Below are 20,249 nucleotides of genomic sequence, written 5' to 3' on the forward strand. Positions count from 1 at the left end.
TCTGTGAAGAATAATAAGCACTGAACTTCAGGCCCATTATTCATTTAAAAAAATATCCTCTTTCAGATCAGGAATAATCTCTTTCGACAATGCCGTATCAAAAAGAAGTTTTATCGCCTTACGCCCTTCTGCGCCCAAATCTACAGAATATTTGTTTACATATAGCTCGATATGCTTATACATCACTTCCTCATCCATCGCCTGCGCATGCTGTCTGATAAATTCTATCCCCGACTTAGGGTTTTCAAACGCGTATTCAACACTTTTCTTTAAAACCCTGTTCACTTTCTGCTTTATCTCGCCGGGCAGTTCTCTCCTGATTACAATTCCCCCAAGAGGTATTGCGCACCCGGTCTGTTCCTCCCAAAAGCTACCAAGATCGATTACTTTTTTCAGTCCTTTATCCTGGTAAGTAAACCTGTTTTCATGAATAATAAGGCCAAGATCAATGTCGCCCTTTAGCAGGCTATCCTCAATTTCAGAGAATACCATCTCCACCTTATTCGTCAAAAGAGGAAATGCCAGGCTAAAAAGAAAATTTGCTGTTGTAAACCTGCCGGGTATACCAATCTTCAGAGGCCGTCCACCTTCTGTATAGCCGGCGGGATCCTGCCTTAAAAGATCCGGGGTAATTTTATCCCTGGAAATCAGAAGCGGGCCGACCCCAAAGCCGAGGGCACTTCCCGAATCGAGAAGAGCATAATCCTCCACGGCAAAAGCGAAAGCATGAAAGCTAAGTTTCGTGATATCAAGGTTCACATCAAACGCCTTATGATTAAGTGTCTCCACATCATCATAGAATACTTCAAATTCAAGACCTTCTGTATCAATTTTATGATGGATCATAGCATCGAAGATAAATGTATCATTCGGGCAGGGGGAAAAACCAAGTGTGAGTTTCATACTAATTTATTAAGCAGATATATAAGTTCCTTATTGAGATTAGCAATAGCGAGGGGTATATTCCAGGCCAGTCTGTTTCGTCTCTCCACATAATTTGAGACAGCACGAACCTGTAGCCCGGGGAGTGATTTCATCCTGCAGCAATAAAAAAAGGCAGCGCCTTCCATTGTCTCTATATCCGGATTGAGCCTTGCTACTGTTTGTTCAATGCTTTCTTCATTGCCATGCACGGTATTTACTGTGATAGCAGAAACTTTTGGCAGGTGATCAGAAAGAGCATCAGAAAGGTGTCCCGAAACAGGATACTCAGTGCCCCGTCCGAATCCTAAGTGATCGATGGATAAAAAGGCATCATGGTCTTGCGCCCCTAACTCAGAAAAACAGTCTTTTTCAACGTTGACAACATCACCAGGGTTCAAGGTCCGGCTAAAGCTTCCTGCTATACCCGCATTAAACGCAAAATCGAACGTGTCCGAAGCAAGAGCCTGCCCCATTGACCACGCAGTAGCCACCATTCCAACCCCTGTCACCAAAATAAAAATCTCATTGCCATTCACTATATTCGGGCCTTCCCTGAAATCAAAATGCGAGGAAAGGGGTTGTATTTCTTCAGGGGTAGCAGTTACCAGAAGCAATTTCATATCGCGAAGATACAGATTGCAACACGTAGCGGGTAAGTCGTGCACTCAGTTTTAAGTATATTTGTACTTTATTATATTTAAATGATATACATTACCAGAAGAGAACAATTCAATGCCGCACATAAGTTATACAGGGAGGAATGGAGCGATGAGCGAAACATGCAGGTATTCGGAAAATGCTCAAATCCTAACTGGCATGGCCATAATTACGAGCTTTTCGTCACCGTGAAAGGAGAGATCAATCCCGATACCGGATATCTTATAGACCTCAAGACGCTCAAAGAAATCATCCGGCTGCACGTAACGGACAAACTCGACCACAAAAATGTCAATCTTGATGTCGACTTTATGAAAGATAAGATGGCTTCCACAGAAGTGCTGGCAACGGAGATCTTTAATCAACTAAAGTTGCCGCTTGAACAACGCGGAGTAACCCTCTACAAAGTAAAACTCGTTGAAACAGAAAATAATTATGCAGAATACTATGGCCAAGATCAGCCATTATAAAATATAACATGAAAGAGAACGAAGTTAATCACATGGCAGAAGAAAATGAGCTTGACGGTTATGTTAAAATTGATCGTTATAATCCTGTTAAAATTGAACGGATAGCCTCACACTATAGCGAAATCCTTTCCGATATAGGGGAAGACCCCTCAAGAGAAGGACTTTTAAAAACGCCCGAACGCGTGGCTAAGGCACTGCAATATCTGACACATGGCTACGACCTGAAACCACATGAAATTCTAAGGAGCGCCATGTTCAAAGAAGAATACAGCCAGATGGTAGTAGTAAAGGATATTGAAGTTTATTCTATGTGCGAACATCACCTGCTCCCTTTCTTCGGAAAAGCACATGTAGCTTATATCCCCAACGGACATATAGTTGGTCTTAGTAAAATTCCCAGAGTAGTAGAAGCGTATTCCAGAAGACTCCAGGTACAGGAACGCCTTACCAATGAAATCAGGGATTGCATCCAGGAAACACTCAATCCTCTTGGGGTAGCTGTTGTCATCGAATGCAAGCATTTATGTATGTCTATGCGGGGGATACAAAAACAAAATTCTGTAACCACTACATCCGCATTTACAGGCGCATTTGCAAATGAGAGAACCAGAGCCGAATTCTTACGGCTTATTACAGCAAGTCTTGATTAGATTTTTTTATTATTAACAGCCTATAGATAAAAGTATATGAAGGCATATATATTTCCGGGACAAGGATCCCAGTTTCCCGGTATGGGAAAAGAGCTCTACCAGGATGCTAAAGCAAAAGAGCTTTTTGAAAAAGCGAATGAAATATTAGGATTCAGGATCACCGACATTATGTTTGATGGCACCGAAGAAGAGCTCAGACAAACAAAAGTAACACAACCAGCAATCTTTCTTCACTCTGTCATACTAGCTGATTCACTTGGCGGATATTTCCAGCCCGATATGGTAGCGGGTCATTCACTGGGAGAGTTCTCCGCTCTGGTTGCAACAGGCGCGTTAACTTTTGAAGACGGACTAAGGCTCGTTTCTGCCCGGGCGAATGCCATGCAAAAGGCATGTGAAATCCAGCCGTCAACCATGGCTGCGATACTTGGACTGGATGATTATACGGTTGAAGAAGTCTGTCAAATGGTAAGCGAAATAGTGGTTCCGGCTAATTACAATTGCCCCGGCCAGCTTGTCATTTCGGGCAGTATCGAAGGCGTAGAAAAGGCATGCGCTTTACTGACAGAACGCGGAGCCAGGAGAGCACTGAAATTAAATGTCAGCGGTGCGTTTCACTCACCTTTAATGGAAGCTGCCCGTGCCGAACTTGAAAGCGCGATTGAAGCAACTCAGGTTAAATCGCCGGTATGCCCGGTTTATCAGAATATCGATGCAAAACCGCATACCGATCCGCACACGATAAAGGCCAATCTTATAGCTCAGCTTACCGGCCCGGTAAGATGGACGCAAACTGTCAAAAAAATGCTGGAAGACGGAGCTACATCATTTACAGAAGTAGGACCAGGAAATGTATTACAGGGCCTGGTGAAAAAAGTAGACCGGTCTGTGGAAACCGCAAGCGCCCAGACCACAGCATAAAAATATAAAGGATACCGGTTGTCAAACACAGCCTGTATCCTTTTGTTATCTGCTAGAGTTTCATCCTAATCATCCTCTCTGTGACTTCAGCCTTTAAAATACGTTTACTCCTCTTTATTCTCACAATAGGGTTTGCTGCAACCGCTATATCTGTGCATTTCAACTTCGATAAAGGCCAGATACTGGAATCGGATGCGCGCACCATTGAGCAAAACCTTCAGAAAAAAGAAAGGTTCGTGAAGAGCTTTTTAAACAACAAAGCAAATTTTAAGGCCTTGCAGTCCATTCACAAAAATCCGGCACGAGCAGCAGAGTTAATTAAGGACTTCAGGGATAAGCGATCTATCTATCTCCATACCTATTACAACGAGCAACTCGTTTTCTGGGGAGCAAACAGAATCGTTCCTACTACGGATGCGGGACTGAAAGAAGGAAGTAACAGGCTTAAAACAAGAAATGGATGGTATGAAGCCATCAGGAAATCTGAAGGACCATTCTCTGTAGTGTGTATCATTCCGATTAAGGCAGAGTACCCATTTCAGAACCGGTACCTGAAAAACTCTTTTGCTCCTGATCTCATAGAAGAAAACAATCTTGATATCGCAGGATTGAACGATAAAAAAGTATATAATATAAAAAACAGCGAGGGGCATTTTATTCTGTCTGTTAAGCTCAAATCATCTGTCATAAATAGTTTTTATTCGAAGCTTGAGCTATGGATGATCGCTCTGACCGTCTTGTTTATGACGATCTTTGTCAACCAGGTCAGTACATTCATGGCATCGAGGGGACATATTAAATCTGCTATCGGATTATTTGCTCTGTATTTCCTGATCCTGAAGATTGCTTCAGTCGAGTTTCCGGTATTTTCCTCCTATTTTAATCTCAGTCTTTTTGATCCCAGGCATTATTCAGGGGGCTATTTTTTCAGATCACTGGGTGACTTCCTCCTGACTACTATTGCCATGAGCTGGTTATTATGCTTTTTTTACAGCTATCGTAAGAAGATCACGCTTGCCAGTCACCCTATACCTGACAAAGCAGGAGCTGTCATATTTATCGCTTTAGGCGTGGTTATTTACGCAATAGCTAATCAGCAAAGTGATATTTTTTACCAACTTATCGTAAACTCGAATATTAATTTCAACCTAACAAATATCCTTTATCTCGACATCTACAGCTGGATCGGTATCCTGCTGATGTGTATCGGCGCATTTAATCTGTATCTGCTCCTTGAGATTTTCCTGGCACTAGGAGCCGGGTTACCACTTTCCAACAACCAAAAACTAAAGATATTCCTCATTTCAATAGGGGTTATTTTGCTGGCGCAGGCCATAAGCGGAACTTTTGCTGTTTACACACTCCTCTTCAGCATAATCGTTTTCATAAAGGGCTGGGCATTTTACACTGACAACAAAGCTTACAATTACCTTATTTTCGTTTTAGTTGTACTGCTTTTCTCCATTATAGCATCTATAAAACTATCATCATTTCAGTACATCAAAGAAAGAGATCACCGGCAGGTGATAGCATACCGGCTCGAGTCGGCAGATGATCCCAATGCCGTTCTCCTGTTTTTTTCCCTAGAACAGGAAATCCTGAAAGACAATTTCGTTAAAGAATATTTTAAAGCAGGCAGCAAAGACAGATCTTCACTTAAAGACAAACTACGCAAGCTATATTTTGACGGCTACCTTTCACGTTACGAATTTGACGTACATACTTATTTCCCGGGACAGGAAAGTACATCTCCCGATAGTGCAGAAATCAGAATATTCAGAAATTTCGTGCTCGCTGGTTCTATAAAAGTATCTGAGAACTTCTACAGAATCAACAACACGTTTGGATATCAGCACTATTTCGCCATTATTCCAGTAAGAGAAGGAGAACAGGTTCTCGGAACCCTCTTGCTTACCCTGAAGTCGGCAACTGTGAAGAACCCAAGGGAAGTACCGGAAGTCCTGGTAGACAATAAAATGTATGTGGATAAGGACCTTCAGAACTATTCATTCGCATTTTACCTTAACGGATTACTGCTCAATCAAAATGGCACCTACATATACAACCTGGTAAACAATGACTTTAAAGGGAAGGACAACAGTTTTGTCTTTATGGAAAAAAATGGATACAACCATCTTATCTATAAGCCTAACTCCAAAAAAGTTATTGTAGTGAGTCAGCCTGTAACTACCTGGATTATGAAACTTGGCTCTGTTTCATTCCTCTTCCTGGTGATGATCGTGTTGTCTGTCGTAATATTGGGAATTCATCAGGTGTGGCTGGTAATACACGACGAAAACTTCAAGTTAACAGCTCACAAACTTGCTCATATCTTTTCAAGAAAAAGGATACTCTATAGCACAAGAATACAGGCGTCCCTGGTCTCTGCAATTATTCTTACGCTTCTCATTGTCGGAGTTATCACCTATATCAGCATTAGCAGGCAATTCAGACAACAGCTCCAGGAAGATGCTGTAAAGCAGATTGACCAGATTACCACCGGGATTGAGAAAAATCAGATCTTTAAGGAAGGCTCTTTAGCCGATAATGAAGATGCCCTGCATTCCTTTGCGGATATAAATGCAACCGACCTCAACCTCTTCGACCTCCAGGGAAAACTGATTTATACCACTCAGAACAAGATCTATGAGAACGGCTTCGTGGAACCCAAAATGAACGCTTTTGCCTATATCTTTCTTAACAAATTCCAGAGGTCAGAATTTATCAATACCGAACAGGTTGGCAGAATGAAATTTATTTCAGCTTATAAACCTCTTCGCAACAGCAGAAATGAAACGATCGCTTACCTGTCTCTTCCCTACTTCTCGAATGAAACGGATTACGACCAGCGCATCGGTCAATACCTGAATACTATTATCAATGTTTACGCTCTTGTATTGGTTGCCATAACATTATTTGCGATTTTCCTGGCAAACCAGATTACATATCCCCTTATCCTGGTAAGCAAGAGTCTGAGTGAAATCCGGATCGGCAGCAGAAATGAGCCAATACGATGGAACAGTAACGATGAGATTGGAACATTAATTAAAGAGTATAATAACATGATCACTGCACTCGAAGAAAGTGCACGCAAGCTGGCAAGATCGGAAAGAGAATCCGCCTGGCGCGAAATGGCTAAACAGGTGGCACATGAAATCAAAAACCCACTTACACCATTAAAACTCGGCGTTCAGTTGCTTGAAAAATCATGGAGAGAAAAAGATCCTAACTTTGATAAGAAATTTGCAAAATTCAGCAGATCCTTTATCGAGCAGATAGAAAGCCTGGCGCTCATTGCTTCCGAATTCTCCAATTTCGCCAAGCTGCCCGATGCCCCCCTTGAGAATATAGATCTGATAGAAGTAATCGAAAAATCTGTAGATTCATTCAGGTTAAACGGCCATACCATCCCATTCGAATTTACAGAGAAGCCTCTGATAGTAAACGGAAGCAAGGATCATCTTCTTAGAATATTTAACAACCTGGTACAAAACGCAATAGAAGCGATACCTGAAGAACGTGAAAAGAAAATCGTGATCCGTCTTTACCCGCAAAACAGGCAGGTACACATCGAAGTGGAAGACAATGGCAACGGCATTAGTGAAGAACTCAGGGAGAAAATCTTCAATGCTAACTTTACAACCAAAACATCAGGAACGGGGCTAGGCCTGGCGTTTGTGAAACAGGCTGTCGAAAACATGCTGGGAAGTATTCATTTTACGACAGAACCGGGAAAAGGGACTATATTTCACATTGATTTGCCCCTAACCTCCTGACGGTTTATTTCAAGCTCACAGTTCCCGTACCCATAGTGTAACCATCAGAATAGAGGATCACCGTGTAAGATCCTTTTTGAAAAGATACTGGATTAGTCCAGTCTATATTAAACACCTTTCCGCGTGAATTGTCAAACTCAATAGAGGTTTTGTAAGTATATTGAAGGTCATCGCCGTCAGACGTAAACAAGCTGCCATTGTCCGTAACGATGAGATTTCCATTCGGATCGACAATTCTGACATAAATATCATGCATTCCCTTTACAGCAATAGCATTATCAGCCACAGTAAAGCTTATCTTCAGCTTCTTTGCTGCTCCTGCCCTGCTCACATCTGTTTCCTTACCATTTCCACGGACTTTAAGGGGGATAACGTTCAGGCTCCCGGTTTTTAAAGCAGCAGCAACTTTCATCTTATCATTAAGCTCTGTGTTTTGCTGCTCCAGCTTTGAAGCCTGCTCACTCACGTTTGCAATAGTAGTCTTCAAACTATCTCTTTCAACTGTAAGCTCCCTGTTCTTTTTCTGCAGCCCTTCAATGTCAGCAGTATATCGGGTAACAAAAGACTGAAGCTCCTTTATCTCTTTCTGAGCCTTTGCCAGTTCAGTTTGTGTAAGCTTCCCCCTGTTCAGCTGCTCCCGGAGTTCATTGATCTTCTGCCGGGCAAGCTCCTGATCGCTTTGCATTTGGGTTGATAACTTCACATTTGAATTATTTGCTTTATCCAGTTCAGCCTCAATCTTATCTATCTCAATTTCCATCCTGGATTTCTCATCAGTTAATGTAATAATCTTGTTATTAGACTTCTTATCCTTAACGAGGAGATACGCATTGGTTCCTAAAAGAGCAACAATAACAAGTATTAAAAAATACACCTTATTTGAGTCTCTTCGGGGAGTCGGCTCTGAATTAACAACATCCATAATATTCTTATTTTGAGCTTTTTAAATACCAAGAGTTTAGATCAAACAGCTTGCCCTGCAAACTATGCGCTCTCTCAGTATAACTAAATTTGGAAATAAATATTGCGTCAATCTATACTGAAGACAAATATAATATTTAAAAGCACTTTTACAGTCCTTCCGAAGGCTACACCCTATCATATCAGCGGAAGCTCCGTCAGCATATTTACTTTTTTACCTTATCTTTGCCTCCCAAACAATTAACATCCTGTGCTAAAGGTCAATATCGGGATAAGCATCTATGGTTTTAAATAAAAAGAGAGAAGGAATGTTTAGATTTTGGTTGATGACGGCTATCTTTTTTGCTTCCTGTTATAAAGCAACCGGGCAAAGCGATCTTAGTCCGGCCCCCCCTAAAAGGGAATTTCGCGGCGTATGGGTGGCAACCGTAGCAAATATTGACTGGCCCTCACGGCCCGGATTGTCTGCAAACAAACAAAAGGAAGAGCTTTTAAGAATTCTTGACGAACATCAGAAGAACGGGATAAATGCTATCATGTTCCAGGTCAGGCCTGCATCAGACGCTTTTTACGCAAAAGGCAGGGAGCCGTGGAGCAGGTTTATTACGGGGAGACAAGGGGAACCGCCAGCACCCTATTATGATCCTCTCGAATTTGCCATCGAGGAAGCCCATAAAAGGGGAATGGAACTGCATGCCTGGTTTAACCCGTACAGAGCTTCCACGACCCTCTCTCCCTCAGATATCAGTGCCGATCATATCACCAAAAAGCATCCGGAATGGTTTTTCAATTATGCGGGCCGTAAACTCTTCAACCCCGGCATCCCCGAAGTAAGAAGTTATATTATACAGGTAGTAACAGATGTTGTAAAAAATTACAATATTGATGGGGTTCATTTTGATGACTACTTCTACCCTTATCCCGAAAAGAACCAGGTCATTCAGGACAGGGAAACATTTAAAACATACGGAAACAACTTCCAGAATATAGGCGACTGGCGTCGTCATAATGTCGACACCCTTATCCATGAACTATCCGTTCAAATCCATTCCATCAAAAAATATGTAAAATTCGGGATCAGCCCATTTGGCATATGGAGAAACAAAGGACAGGATCCCGAGGGTTCTGAAAGCGCCGGGCTTGACAGCTACGGAACGATTTATGCAGACGCAAGGAAATGGATGCGGGAACAATGGCTCGACTACATTAATCCTCAGATATACTTCCCTTTTTATTACAGGGCCGCACCGTACGAAAAGCTGGTGGATTGGTGGAGTAACCATACAAATGGAAGACATCTTTATATTGGCCACGCTGCCTACCGTGCGATAGAACGCAGGCCAGGATGGAATGACTGGAAGCAAATTCCGGATCAGATCCGTTATGCCCGTCAGAATACCCGTGTTCAGGGGAGTGTCTTTTTCAGTTCCCGCTCCGTCACCTTAAACTATGCGGGAGTTCAGGACTCCTTAAGGAACGATTTTTATAAATATCCGGCATTACCGCCTCAGATGCTATGGCTGGATGATGTTCCTCCGCTGGCTCCGATGAACCTTCAGGCAACAGTTGTGGATAATGCTGTTTCTCTAAAATGGGAAGAACCGATGAAAGGAAGGGATGGAGAAAGCGCTTCCGGTTACGTTGTATATCGTTTTCCTTCTACAGGGGTTATAAATCTTCAGGATGCCTCGAAGATCCTGAAGATAAGTTTTAACAATAACACGAGTTATAAGGATGAGACAGCAGGGAATGGCTCTTACTTTTATGTAGTTACCGCATTGGATCATTTGAAAAATGAAAGCCCTGCGTCTAACCACGTCCTGATATCACTTCCACATGCAAATTAATCTATAAACGGGAAAGGGCCGGATTAATCCAGCCCTTTCCCGTTTATAGAAATATCCTTATTTCTTCTCAGGCAACAAAACGAACTTAATCATATTGTCCCCGCTTAAGTAAGTATTAGCAGCAGATTTCAGGCTTTCAGGTGTAATTTTCTTTAAAGAGTCGAGGTATGTAAGAACTCTTAAAGGGTTTTCATTCAACTGATAGCTTGAAGCAAGATATCCAGACCAAAAACGATTCTGTTTCAACTGGGTCTCTGTTGTCCTTCTTTCTTCTGCCAGGTATTTTTCAATGTCTACTGCCTGTGCCCCGTTTTTCCTGATCTTTCCGATTTCTTCCAGTGTAGCGTTCACCAGCTTATCTACATTAGAAGGTGCACAACCGAAACTTACAGTCACAGCATACCTGTTACTTGGAAATTTACTATAACTTGCTCCTGCGCCAGGACTGTACACTCCACTTTCCTCTTCTCTCAAACGTTCTATCAGCTTTATCTGAAGTACTTCAGCCAGCGCATCTAACTGGTGATTATTCTCTTCATTATACGTGTAACTTCCCGGAAAGACCAGCCTTACCGTCGCCTTGTCTTCCTGTCCTTTGTAAACGGCCTTGGTTAATTTCCCCGACGGAGGACGGATCCCGAGATCTTTTGCTTCTTCATTCCGGCCTGAAGAAGGAAGCGCTCCCAGATATTGTTCGAGCAAGGGCCGGATCTCATTTTCCTTAAAGCTTCCTACAATTGTAAACGTAAAATCGCCTGCATCGGCAAAACGATCTTTATAAATCGAATAGGCTTTATCAAGATCAATCTGCTCAATTTTCGCAATGCTCGGGCCTGTACGGCGAACATTATACCCCCCAAGAACCGCAGAAACCGTATCCGAAAACACACTTGCAGGATCACTTTCCCTGTTTGCAAGAGAGCCTTTCTGCTGCTGGATGAGCGACTTAAATATCTCTTCATCTTTCCTTGGCTTTGTAAAATACAAGTACACCAGTTGAAGCGCGGTTTCAAGATCTTTTGGCGCAGAAAAAGCAGAAATCCCTTCAGAACGTTCTGAAATGTACGGACTTACCGATATCCTTTTTCCTGTGAGCATTTTTGGAAGCTGAATCGGGTTAAATTCTCCAATGCCGCTTGCATCCACGAGAGCAGAAGCAGCCGATGCCGACTGATAATCAGCGTCAGAATAAAGAGAAGTACCGCCGGGACTAAATGCATTAATAAGTATCTCATCGTTCTTAAAATCCGTGGGCTTTAAAACGACCTTTACGCCATTGCTGAGCTTAAGTTCGGTAACACCAATCTCACTTATCTTTTTTTCGCTAACTACCTTTCCGGGGGCAGGTTTCGTTTCAAGAAGAGGTTTATCTGATACCTGATCAACATAAGCAGTTATCGTACTGTTTTTAACAGCCTGGATCCAGCTGTTTACCGTCGCCTCTACAGGAAGAGTAGCTGTCTCCTTTTCAGGAGCCATAATCACAACATCCCTGTTCTGGTCTGTCAGATACCTGGTGGTAATAGAATTTACCTCTTCAAGGGAAATGCCCGGCATAACCTCTTTTGAAAAATTGTATTCATATGCAATACCAGGACTGGCTTCGCCTTTCAAAAAGTACTGAAGATACTCCTGCACGTATTGTTCTGAAGAGGTTTTATCCCTTTCCTTGTAGGCTGCTTCCATACCTGTCAGATAAGATTGTTTCGCACGATCCAGCTCAGTAGAAGTAAATCCAAATTTGCGGGCTCTTTCAATCTCCGTAAATACAGCTTTGAAACCACTTTCGAGCTCACCCGGTTTAGCCACCACAACAGCAGCAGCCACATCAAGACCGGCCATAAAATCTCCGATACTGCTTTCTCCCTGAAGAAACGGAGGATTTGCCTGCTTCATTAACTCAGAGAACCGGGCACCCATCATTTGATTGTAAAGAGATCTGATGATACTATTCCTCATATCATTTTTTGTTTTCAAATCGGCAGCAGGATGCTTCACGAGAACCTGCGCAACAGTGTAAGGCATTTCCTTATCTGTAACCGCGATAAATTGATTCTTATTAAGGAGAGGAATAGAATACTTCGTACGCTCCGCAGGCTTTGCCGGATTTTTCAGGTCAGAAAACATCTCTTTGATCATTTGCTCCACCTGCTTCACATTAATGTCGCCCACTACAATTAAAGCCTGTAAGTTCGGCCGGTACCAGGTATTATAGAAGCCTTTTAAGGTTTCTGGCTTAAAGTTCTTCAAAATATCATCCGTTCCGATCGGAAGACGATTAGCATAACGCGAACCATTAAAAAGCACAGGAAGATATTTGTTCTGCATCCTTTGCTGAGCACCTTTCCCTAATCTCTTTTCTTCAAGGATCACACCTCTCTCCTTTTCTATTTCTGCGGGATCTAAAAGTGCGCTCTGAGCCCAGTCACGCATTATCTGCATCCCGTTTTTAAACAGAACCGGATCATCTGTAGGCAATGGCAACTGATACACCGTCTCATCAAAACTTGTATAGGCATTTAAATCTGCACCGAACCGTACGCCCGACTTCTGAAGATAGTTTACGAGATCATTTTTAGGAAAGTTCTTCGTTCCATTAAAGCTCATATGTTCAATAAAGTGGGCAAGTCCAAGTTGCTGCTCGTTTTCCAGGATAGATCCCGCTTTTAACGCAAGATAGAGCTGGACACGTTCTTTAGGCTCAGTATTCCTGCGAATATAATACGTAAATCCATTGGCCAGCTTTCCCGTTTTAACGGCAGTATCCAGAGGGATCACTTCAGAAGAGGCGGATACCGTACTGCCTTTTAAGTTTTTCTTTGTTTGGGCCTGTGTATACCCACCCGTAAATAAGGATAAGGCCACCAGGTAAACCCAGAGTTTATTGGATCTTTTCATATTGTTTTAGAAGAATTAAATTTCTGTTTGTTACGGCGCCATCAAACCCCGGCTCCGTTTTTTGCATTGCTCTACAAGAGCGTAAATGTAATAAGCTTTTCCTTTAATTCTTATGTACTAAATCGCATATTTTATGTACTTTCCTCCCTTAAGTGCGGTATATAACCTAATTAGAATGAATCAGAAAATTCAAAAGTTACTGGAGTTATCGGAAAAAGAAAGCCGGCGAATTATCGGCCTGATGTCGGGAACGTCCCTTGACGGACTCGATATTGCCCTATGCAAGATCAGCGGAAGCGGATTGAATACACAGCTTACTATTGAAAAGTTCGAAACCGTATCTTATACCGAAGAAGTTAAAAATGATATTCGCGGGATCTTTTCCAGACAACAGATCGACCTGCAAAAGCTCACTCTCTTAAACGCAAAAATAGGACAACTTCATGCCGGCTTAGTACTGTCTGCAATGAAACAATGGGGAGTCCATCCGGAGGATATCGACTGCATCGCAAGTCACGGACAGACAATTTATCATGCTCCCAAACGCCTGCATAAATTAGAAAACTACCCTGACGCCACCTTGCAAATCGGAGATGGAGACCACATTGCTGTAAACACCGGGATTATCACCCTGAGCGATTTCCGGCAAAAGAATATAGCGGGAGGAGGAGAAGGAGCCCCCCTGGCAATTTATGGAGATTATATCCTGTTCTCCTGTAAGGATGAAAACCGTATCCTGCTTAACATAGGTGGAATAGCAAACTTCACTAAATTACTGGCAACAGGAGTGGATGTCATCTGCTCGGATCTTGGTCCCGGCAATACACTCACCGACGCCTTGTGCATGCAGTATTTTAATAAACCCTTCGATCCCGAAGGTTCCATTGCCCGGTCAGGCAAGGTCAGCGGGCAATTGCTGGAAACGATGCTGGCACATCCCTTCTTCCTGGAGGAATTTCCCAAAACGACAGGCCCGGAATTATTCAATACAGGCTTTATTGAAGCCGCCCTGGCTGCTTCCGGACTTGATCTGCCTGATCCCAGGGATTTAATCGCTACAGCCACAGCACTTACAGCAAAAACGATCACCCTGGGAATAAAGAAAACAATTCTTAATATGCCCTTTACTTTATACGTAAGCGGAGGAGGATGCCATAATTCTTATCTCATGGAACAAATCCAAAACGAACTTCCTTCTGTGGCGGTCAGGCTAACGGAAGAACTGGGGATAAATCCGGATGCAAAAGAAGCTGCTTTATTCGCTCTTCTCGCAAACGAAACATTGTGTGGTTCGAAGGTCTGTGCTGGCATAGAGCCAAGTTTAACAATGGGTAAGATATCACTTCCCGACTAAAGGAAGATTAAAACGGATAAGCATCAGCCGACAGTCTTCACTCCCTGCTGATGCTTATATATTTTTAGAAGATCCTGTAAGCTAAACTTACAATCCAAAGATTCTGCTTCTGATCGTATTTGCTGCTCTTACTAACATTCGAGAACCCAACTTCATATCTCAGATCAGCCGAAAAACTGGCGATGTCTACCCCGGCTCCAATCTGACCACCCCATGCCTGATTCTTGTAATCAGAGATATTCGTTACATCATCGTAAGCAGTATCAAAGTCAGCATCGTTGCTTAACATGAACGATATGACAGGGCCTGCCATCACACGTACACCAAGCAGATCCGGGCCAAACCTTTTTCCTATCAGTACCGGTACATCCAGGGTGGTAAATTTAACTTCACCTTTCGCAATACGGTCGGCACTTATTTCATTTTCAAATTCGCTCCCTTTTGTTCCGAGATACAGCTCTGGTTGTACAAAGAAAGCCGGTGTACTTACCCTGGCCCAGAAGCCGGCGTTATAGCCAAGCCTGTTCTGCTGATCTGCAAAATCGTTCTTCAGCTTCGCAATATTAAGTCCTCCCTTAATACCAAATCCCAGCTTTGGAAGCTGGGCATAAGTTGTTGCGCCCAGGGCAACAAAAAAGCAGCTTAGTAAAATGATCTTTTTCATAATTTCATAATCTTAAATTTCTATCCCGGGGGGACATAACCATTACAACATTCAAACGAAAAAAAAGTTGCCGGTACATCTCCCCGCATTAACTTTTAACAAGACGACAAAATTTATAAATTTGTAACAAAGAAACTATCATGGGTATTAAATATATATTTATGACGCTCGTGACAGGTTACAGCTCAAAAAGCAATTTACATAAAGAACATTATGGCTGAGATCACTATTAATAATTCCGATTGGGAAAGACTTAAGCTCAAGATAAAAAGAAAATACAGGGAGCTGTCAAACGAAGAACTGGCATACACACCAGGCGAAGAAGAACAGCTTATCCAGTTCCTGATGAACCGGTTGAAACGAAGCAGGGAATATGTGGTGTTTACATTAAAAAAAGGACTCGTCAACATAGACAACAACCGACTATAGTACAAAAAGCTCCCATTCGGAGCTTTTCTTTTCTTATCCCTTCCCACCCGGCTTACTGAAAAAGTAAATTAATATTGTAATATTCTCATACCCAACAGTTATATTTATATTTAGTACTTTTAACATGCGTTTTCCGTTTACTATTATAGAAAAACATTATGCTTAAACTGAAAAAACTGATTACCAAAAGAAAGCTGATGGCTTTTTCTGTAGTAGCATTACTTTTAGCGGGGTTCAAAGATGACTATTTTCAGGCGTCTAAAAACCTTGACATTTTCTCCTCGCTATATAAAGAACTGAATATAAACTATGTAGACGAGGTCAATTCTTCTAAGCTGATGCAGACAGGTATTGATGCAATGCTCCAGAGTCTTGATCCCTATACCGAATTCGTTCCGGAGTCGGAGATGGAAGATTACAAGATGAAGTATGTAAGCACCCAGTATGGCGGAATTGGAACGAGCATTCAAAACCGGGACGGACGATTCATGGTCGCGGAAGCATTCGAAGGCTTCCCGGCTCAGAAGGCAGATATCCGGGCAGGTGATGAAATTATCAAAATAAACAATGTGTCTTTGAGAGGACGGCCCTACGAACAGGTAAGTTCTATGCTAAAAGGTCCCAAAAACACCCCACTGAAGCTCGTCATCATGCGCCCCGGCGAAACAACCCCTCTTGAGAAAAGCCTCGAAAGAGCGGAGATTTTTCAACCGAACGTCGCTTATTCAGGCATGCTGGATAACAACATTGGTTATATCAAGTTAGATAAGTTCCTGGAAAATTCCGGAAACGAGGTACGGGATGCCCTTGTCACAATTCAGAAGAATAAGCCTGCCGGCCTTATTCTCGATCTTCGTTCAAACGGCGGGGGCATTCTGCAGGAAGCCGTAAAGATTGTTAATCTTTTCGTTCCGTCTAATACGAAGGTGGTTACCCAAAAAGCCAGAAGCCCTGAAAAAAACTACACCTATCTCACTTACAATAATCCAATTGCCCTTCATCTTCCTTTGGTAGTATTGGTAAATAACCGCTCGGCTTCAGCATCAGAAATTGTAGCTGGTTCCCTTCAGGATATGGACAGAGCCGTTGTGATCGGGCAAAGGAGCTTTGGAAAGGGCCTCGTTCAGCAAACATTTAATCTTCCTTATAACAGCCTGGTAAAAGTAACCGTAGCGAAATATTATACACCTTCGGGTCGCTGCATACAGTCACTCGACTATACCCACCGTACAGCAGAAGGAAATGTTGAAAAAGTGGCCGATTCATTAATTTCTGCTTATAAAACGCCCGGAGGCAGAACGGTGTATGATGGCAGCGGAATTTATCCCGACATTTTCATAAAACCTGTAAAATACAGTCCCATCTCGCAGACTCTTGCAAGCCGGTACTATTTCTTTGACTATGCAACCAATTACCGCAGGCAAAAGAATAATATACCCGATGCCAAAATCTTTAGGTTAAGTGATAATGAATACAACGATTTTGTCAACTATCTTTCAGATAAAGACTACAATTACGATACCCGGACTGAAAAGATCCTGAGCGACCTGAAAACCGAGGCAGAAAAGGAAAGTAAGCTTGCTGAGATCAAAACAGAGTTTGAAGCACTGAAGAATAAAGTTTCAGTTAGTAAGAAGAACGATCTTATTCAGTTTAAGGACGAGATTTCCCGTATTCTGGAGAATGAAATCGCCTCAAGGTACTATTTCCAGAGAGGAAGAATAGAACAAGCGTTCAAGCACGATGAAGATCTAAAAAGTGCGGTTTCAGTCCTGACGAACAAATCAGCTCTTGCCGCCATATTGCATGGGGAAGGCATCTATAAATCAATTGGAAAACCTAGTACCGGGTTTTCAGCAAATACCGGCAAAAATTAAGATACTATCTTAGATACAGAATTGTTCTTTTATGAATATTGAGGAATACAGGTATTATTGTCTTTCACTTGCGGGGGTTACAGAAAGCTTTCCCTTCGGAGAAGACACCCTGGTTATGAAAGTAAAAGGAAAGATATTTGCACTGGCATCTCTTCAGGATTTCACATTCAATGTCAAATGCGACCCGGAAAAGGCGGTTGAACTGAGGGAAAAGTATTCCGAAGTACTCCCGGGCTACCACATGAATAAAAAACACTGGAATACCATCATCCCAAACGGATCAGTCAGCGATGCCCTCCTGCGCCAGTGGATACTCGACTCATATCTTCTCGTAGTAAAAGGACTGCCATTGAAAGAACGGTCTGACCTGTCTTAACATCCTGCCCAGCGGGAAACTATCCGGATATCTTTTTGTTATCGGATGATGAATACCATCAATAACAAATTTTCTTAAAACAGGTTAGTGCTTAAAACGAATGAAGAAAAGTGTTCCCGTAGTTGCAGCTGGATTAGTGTTGACGGCTGCAGCATTAGTAATTAAAAAGCTTCTTGATGAACCTCTTGAAACTGTGCCAAAAGTTGATTTAAACAAATATCTGGGAAGGTGGTATGAAATTGCAGCTATCCCCAAACGATTCGAAAAAGGATGTACTTACACAACTGCACAATATTCACTAAACGAAGACGGTACTATTGAAGTTAAAAATTCCTGTATCTCCAAAGGGGAAGAAAGGGTGGCAACAGGAAAGGCATTTGTTTCCGATCCTGTCAGCAATGCCAAACTCGACGTAGAATTCTTCTGGCCGTTCAAGGGCAAATACTGGATCATTGCCCTGGCGCCGGATTACAGTTATGCAATGGTGGGGAATCCTGACAGGAAGAGCCTCTGGATCCTGAGCAGAAAACCCTGGATGGAAAAGGAAACCTATAAAGAGCTTCTCATAATTGCACTAAGCAAAGGGTTTGATATTTCTAAACTCAGAATAACACCCCAAAAGTCAGGGGATTGATCACTATCCCCTGCCGGTAATCCGCAGGACATTCTCTGCGATTTGCAGAATTGACTATTTTAGCTGCCTATGCAAAGAAGAACTCCAATTCCGGTTGCCGGCTATACTCTGTTTGTACTGCTTTTCCTTGTAATGAGTTCTTGCAATCAGGAGAAGCAGGGCAAGGTGAAGCCCACCTTCAAAAATGTTCTCGGGATGCAATATATCGAGACTGACCGGTATTTTACAAACGGGCTGTCTTTTAATGAGCAGGGTTACGAGCTTGAACCATCCTGGAAGATGTATCTTCTATCAGATGATTCTTTGATGATCTACCATCCTCAGGCAAAAGTGTTCTACCATTACCCCATCTATCACGATCATGATTCGGTTTTCAATATCGCGAGACATTGGATGAGAATCAGGCACATAAGCAAGGATAGCCTTATCTTTCAGTTACTTTCTGTCGAAGAAAAAAAAGTGTCTAAAGAATTTTCCAACGCCTTTATGAAGTTTTACTCCTATGAATACCTCAAGAAAAGGCAATGGGATCCTGAACTCATGAAGCGTCCTTCAGCAAGAGATACCGCATTCATACGCGCTAAGTCGGAAAGAGCTAACCGAAACCCGGCAAACAAAGACAGTGCGTTCGCCGCGCGTATTCCGGTTGTCCTCACAAGCAAGATAAAAGAAATCACCGTTAATAAGCTGAAAGTAAAACTTGATCCTCACGATCTCCTTCATAAAAGTCCGTCCGACGAATATCTTTATCCCGAATATTCCATATCCATTGATAAGGCTTATAAGGATTTCTCCTATAACTTTTCTGTCCTCGTCGATGATAAAGGAGATATGCACCTTTCAAAATTCATCGTTAGTCCTGAATTCGAGGAATCAAGGAGGAGGGTTCTGGAAGGTATTATTGATGTATATCTGAAACGTTTTCTTGTGATCAAGCCAGGAACTACACTTGGAATGGCTCATACCAGTGAGATTAGCCTGAGCGTAAAAGGCCGGAAATAAAAAAAGAAATATCCGGTGCAGTTTCAACCTCCCCCCAAAAGCTTCTCAAAAGACTTTTCATTCAAAATTTGATGGGTCAGGAACTTTCCGTCCTGAAACAAGCTGTAAATGGTATGCGGACTAAAATGGTTTTGAGCCATTTCCCTGCTCTCAAGCTTTATTTTGCTGATCTTGTACCCTTTCTCACAGGCCATCCTTTCCAACTCCTCTGTGTAATACCCTGTAAACGGACAGGCATCTGTATAATAAACGGCAAGGCCTTCTTTAACGTCGCATTCGCCCGTTTTACAACAGTCCCTGAATTCGGGTTTCCATATATTCTCATTCAAGGACTTATACCACAGCTCAAAATATGGCTGAGCCGTATCACACAATTCAAAGCCCTGATTTTGAAAAAACCTCCGGTCTGACATATAAGCTTGTTTTGAATTTCCCGTAACTACCACTATTCCATTCTTTCCCTCCATCTTTGCTTCATTCTCACATTCAAGGTAGAGAGCCTTTCCGTATCCCTTTCCTTTATGCTGCCCGGAAACCCAAAAGCAATTGATAAGGAGATAACCCGGGGCAACAAGAGGAACCCATGCATTTTCAGCAGGCACATATTCAATAAACGCTTTACCTCTTACTTCCACTTTCTTAAACTTATAGCCATCCCGAAACTGATCCTGAAGCCATCTTTTTTTCGCATTATATCCGGCTCTGCATTTAACATCACTGATGGCACAGCAAATATGCTCCTTCTCTATATTTGTGTCAGTCAGAGTTGTAATAGAAATACTCATAGGGATCATCTCTTTTATCAGAAAACAAAGCTAAATTATGATAGCATGATGTCAACCCTATGTC

17 protein-coding genes are annotated in these 20,249 nt (G+C 42.3%); 11 read left to right on the forward strand and 6 right to left on the reverse strand.

The annotated features are described in order from the left end of the window. Positions 1–36 precede the first annotated feature (36 nt). On the reverse strand, positions 37–903 hold the full coding sequence (locus tag DDR33_RS01525; protein WP_109413988.1) for a menaquinone biosynthesis family protein: 867 nt from the start codon (positions 901–903) through the stop codon (positions 37–39). Next, entirely contained in the window at positions 900–1,544 is a 645-nt protein-coding gene (gene mqnB / locus DDR33_RS01530) for a futalosine hydrolase (RefSeq protein ID WP_109413989.1), read from the reverse strand. The genes DDR33_RS01525 and mqnB overlap by 4 nt, the downstream gene beginning before the upstream one ends. An 81-nt stretch (positions 1,545–1,625) precedes the next feature. Between mqnB and DDR33_RS01535 the strand changes: the two genes are divergently transcribed. The 4 genes from DDR33_RS01535 to DDR33_RS01550 all read left to right on the forward strand — a co-directional run bounded on the left by DDR33_RS01535 (position 1,626) and on the right by DDR33_RS01550 (position 7,398). Then, complete coding sequence (locus DDR33_RS01535) at positions 1,626–2,051, forward strand: 6-pyruvoyl trahydropterin synthase family protein (protein ID WP_109413990.1); 426 nt, start codon at positions 1,626–1,628, stop codon at positions 2,049–2,051. A gap of 8 nt (positions 2,052–2,059) precedes the next feature. After that, entirely contained in the window at positions 2,060–2,701 is a 642-nt protein-coding gene (folE, locus tag DDR33_RS01540; RefSeq protein ID WP_238387617.1) for a GTP cyclohydrolase I FolE, read from the forward strand. A 36-nt stretch (positions 2,702–2,737) separates the two neighbouring features. After that, the gene (gene fabD, locus DDR33_RS01545) at positions 2,738–3,622 is read left to right on the forward strand and encodes an ACP S-malonyltransferase (RefSeq protein ID WP_109413991.1); all 885 of its coding nucleotides are present in this window, start codon (positions 2,738–2,740) and stop codon (positions 3,620–3,622) included. An 80-nt stretch (positions 3,623–3,702) separates the two neighbouring features. Then, positions 3,703–7,398 carry a sensor histidine kinase gene (locus tag DDR33_RS01550; RefSeq protein WP_109413992.1) on the forward strand — a complete coding sequence of 1,232 codons (3,696 nt, stop codon included), beginning with the start codon at positions 3,703–3,705 and terminating at the stop codon, positions 7,396–7,398. Between the two features lie 4 nt (positions 7,399–7,402). Here DDR33_RS01550 and DDR33_RS01555 read toward each other — a convergent pair whose 3' ends face one another. Then, entirely contained in the window at positions 7,403–8,320 is a 918-nt protein-coding gene (locus tag DDR33_RS01555; RefSeq protein WP_109413993.1) for a coiled-coil domain-containing protein, read from the reverse strand. A gap of 307 nt (positions 8,321–8,627) precedes the next feature. On the opposite strand from DDR33_RS01555, the gene DDR33_RS01560 reads away from it, so the two are divergent. Beyond that, complete coding sequence (locus tag DDR33_RS01560; RefSeq protein ID WP_109413994.1) at positions 8,628–10,166, forward strand: glycoside hydrolase family 10 protein; 1,539 nt, start codon at positions 8,628–8,630, stop codon at positions 10,164–10,166. A 57-nt stretch (positions 10,167–10,223) separates the two neighbouring features. Here the strand turns inward: DDR33_RS01560 and DDR33_RS01565 are convergent, their stop codons facing one another. Then, positions 10,224–13,064 (reverse strand): M16 family metallopeptidase, encoded by a 2,841-nt coding sequence (locus DDR33_RS01565; RefSeq protein ID WP_109413995.1) that lies wholly within the window; start codon positions 13,062–13,064, stop codon positions 10,224–10,226. A 175-nt stretch (positions 13,065–13,239) separates the two neighbouring features. Between DDR33_RS01565 and DDR33_RS01570 the strand changes: the two genes are divergently transcribed. Then, the gene (locus tag DDR33_RS01570) at positions 13,240–14,418 is read left to right on the forward strand and encodes an anhydro-N-acetylmuramic acid kinase (RefSeq protein WP_109414182.1); all 1,179 of its coding nucleotides are present in this window, start codon (positions 13,240–13,242) and stop codon (positions 14,416–14,418) included. A 64-nt stretch (positions 14,419–14,482) separates the two neighbouring features. Here DDR33_RS01570 and DDR33_RS01575 read toward each other — a convergent pair whose 3' ends face one another. Next, the gene (locus DDR33_RS01575) at positions 14,483–15,082 is read right to left on the reverse strand and encodes a porin family protein (protein WP_109413996.1); all 600 of its coding nucleotides are present in this window, start codon (positions 15,080–15,082) and stop codon (positions 14,483–14,485) included. A gap of 213 nt (positions 15,083–15,295) precedes the next feature. Between DDR33_RS01575 and DDR33_RS01580 the strand changes: the two genes are divergently transcribed. The 5 genes from DDR33_RS01580 to DDR33_RS01600 all read left to right on the forward strand — a co-directional run bounded on the left by DDR33_RS01580 (position 15,296) and on the right by DDR33_RS01600 (position 19,400). Further along, a complete protein-coding gene (locus DDR33_RS01580) occupies positions 15,296–15,511 on the forward strand; it encodes a hypothetical protein (protein WP_109413997.1) in 216 nt (71 codons plus the stop codon). A 158-nt stretch (positions 15,512–15,669) separates the two neighbouring features. Beyond that, positions 15,670–17,388 carry a S41 family peptidase gene (locus tag DDR33_RS01585; protein WP_109413998.1) on the forward strand — a complete coding sequence of 573 codons (1,719 nt, stop codon included), beginning with the start codon at positions 15,670–15,672 and terminating at the stop codon, positions 17,386–17,388. 31 nt (positions 17,389–17,419) lie between these two features. Beyond that, on the forward strand, positions 17,420–17,764 hold the full coding sequence (locus DDR33_RS01590; RefSeq protein ID WP_109413999.1) for an MmcQ/YjbR family DNA-binding protein: 345 nt from the start codon (positions 17,420–17,422) through the stop codon (positions 17,762–17,764). A gap of 100 nt (positions 17,765–17,864) precedes the next feature. After that, on the forward strand, positions 17,865–18,398 hold the full coding sequence (locus tag DDR33_RS01595; RefSeq protein WP_109414000.1) for a lipocalin family protein: 534 nt from the start codon (positions 17,865–17,867) through the stop codon (positions 18,396–18,398). A gap of 69 nt (positions 18,399–18,467) precedes the next feature. Continuing rightward, on the forward strand, positions 18,468–19,400 hold the full coding sequence (locus DDR33_RS01600) for a hypothetical protein (RefSeq protein WP_109414001.1): 933 nt from the start codon (positions 18,468–18,470) through the stop codon (positions 19,398–19,400). Positions 19,401–19,423: 23 nt separating this feature from the next. Here the strand turns inward: DDR33_RS01600 and DDR33_RS01605 are convergent, their stop codons facing one another. Then, positions 19,424–20,185, reverse strand: coding sequence for an N-acetyltransferase (locus DDR33_RS01605; protein WP_158280607.1), 762 nt, complete (start codon positions 20,183–20,185; stop codon positions 19,424–19,426). Between the last annotated feature and the right edge of the window lie 64 nt (positions 20,186–20,249).

This window comes from Pararcticibacter amylolyticus, from assembly GCF_003130405.1.
GTDB lineage: Bacteria > Bacteroidota > Bacteroidia > Sphingobacteriales > Sphingobacteriaceae > Arcticibacter > Arcticibacter amylolyticus.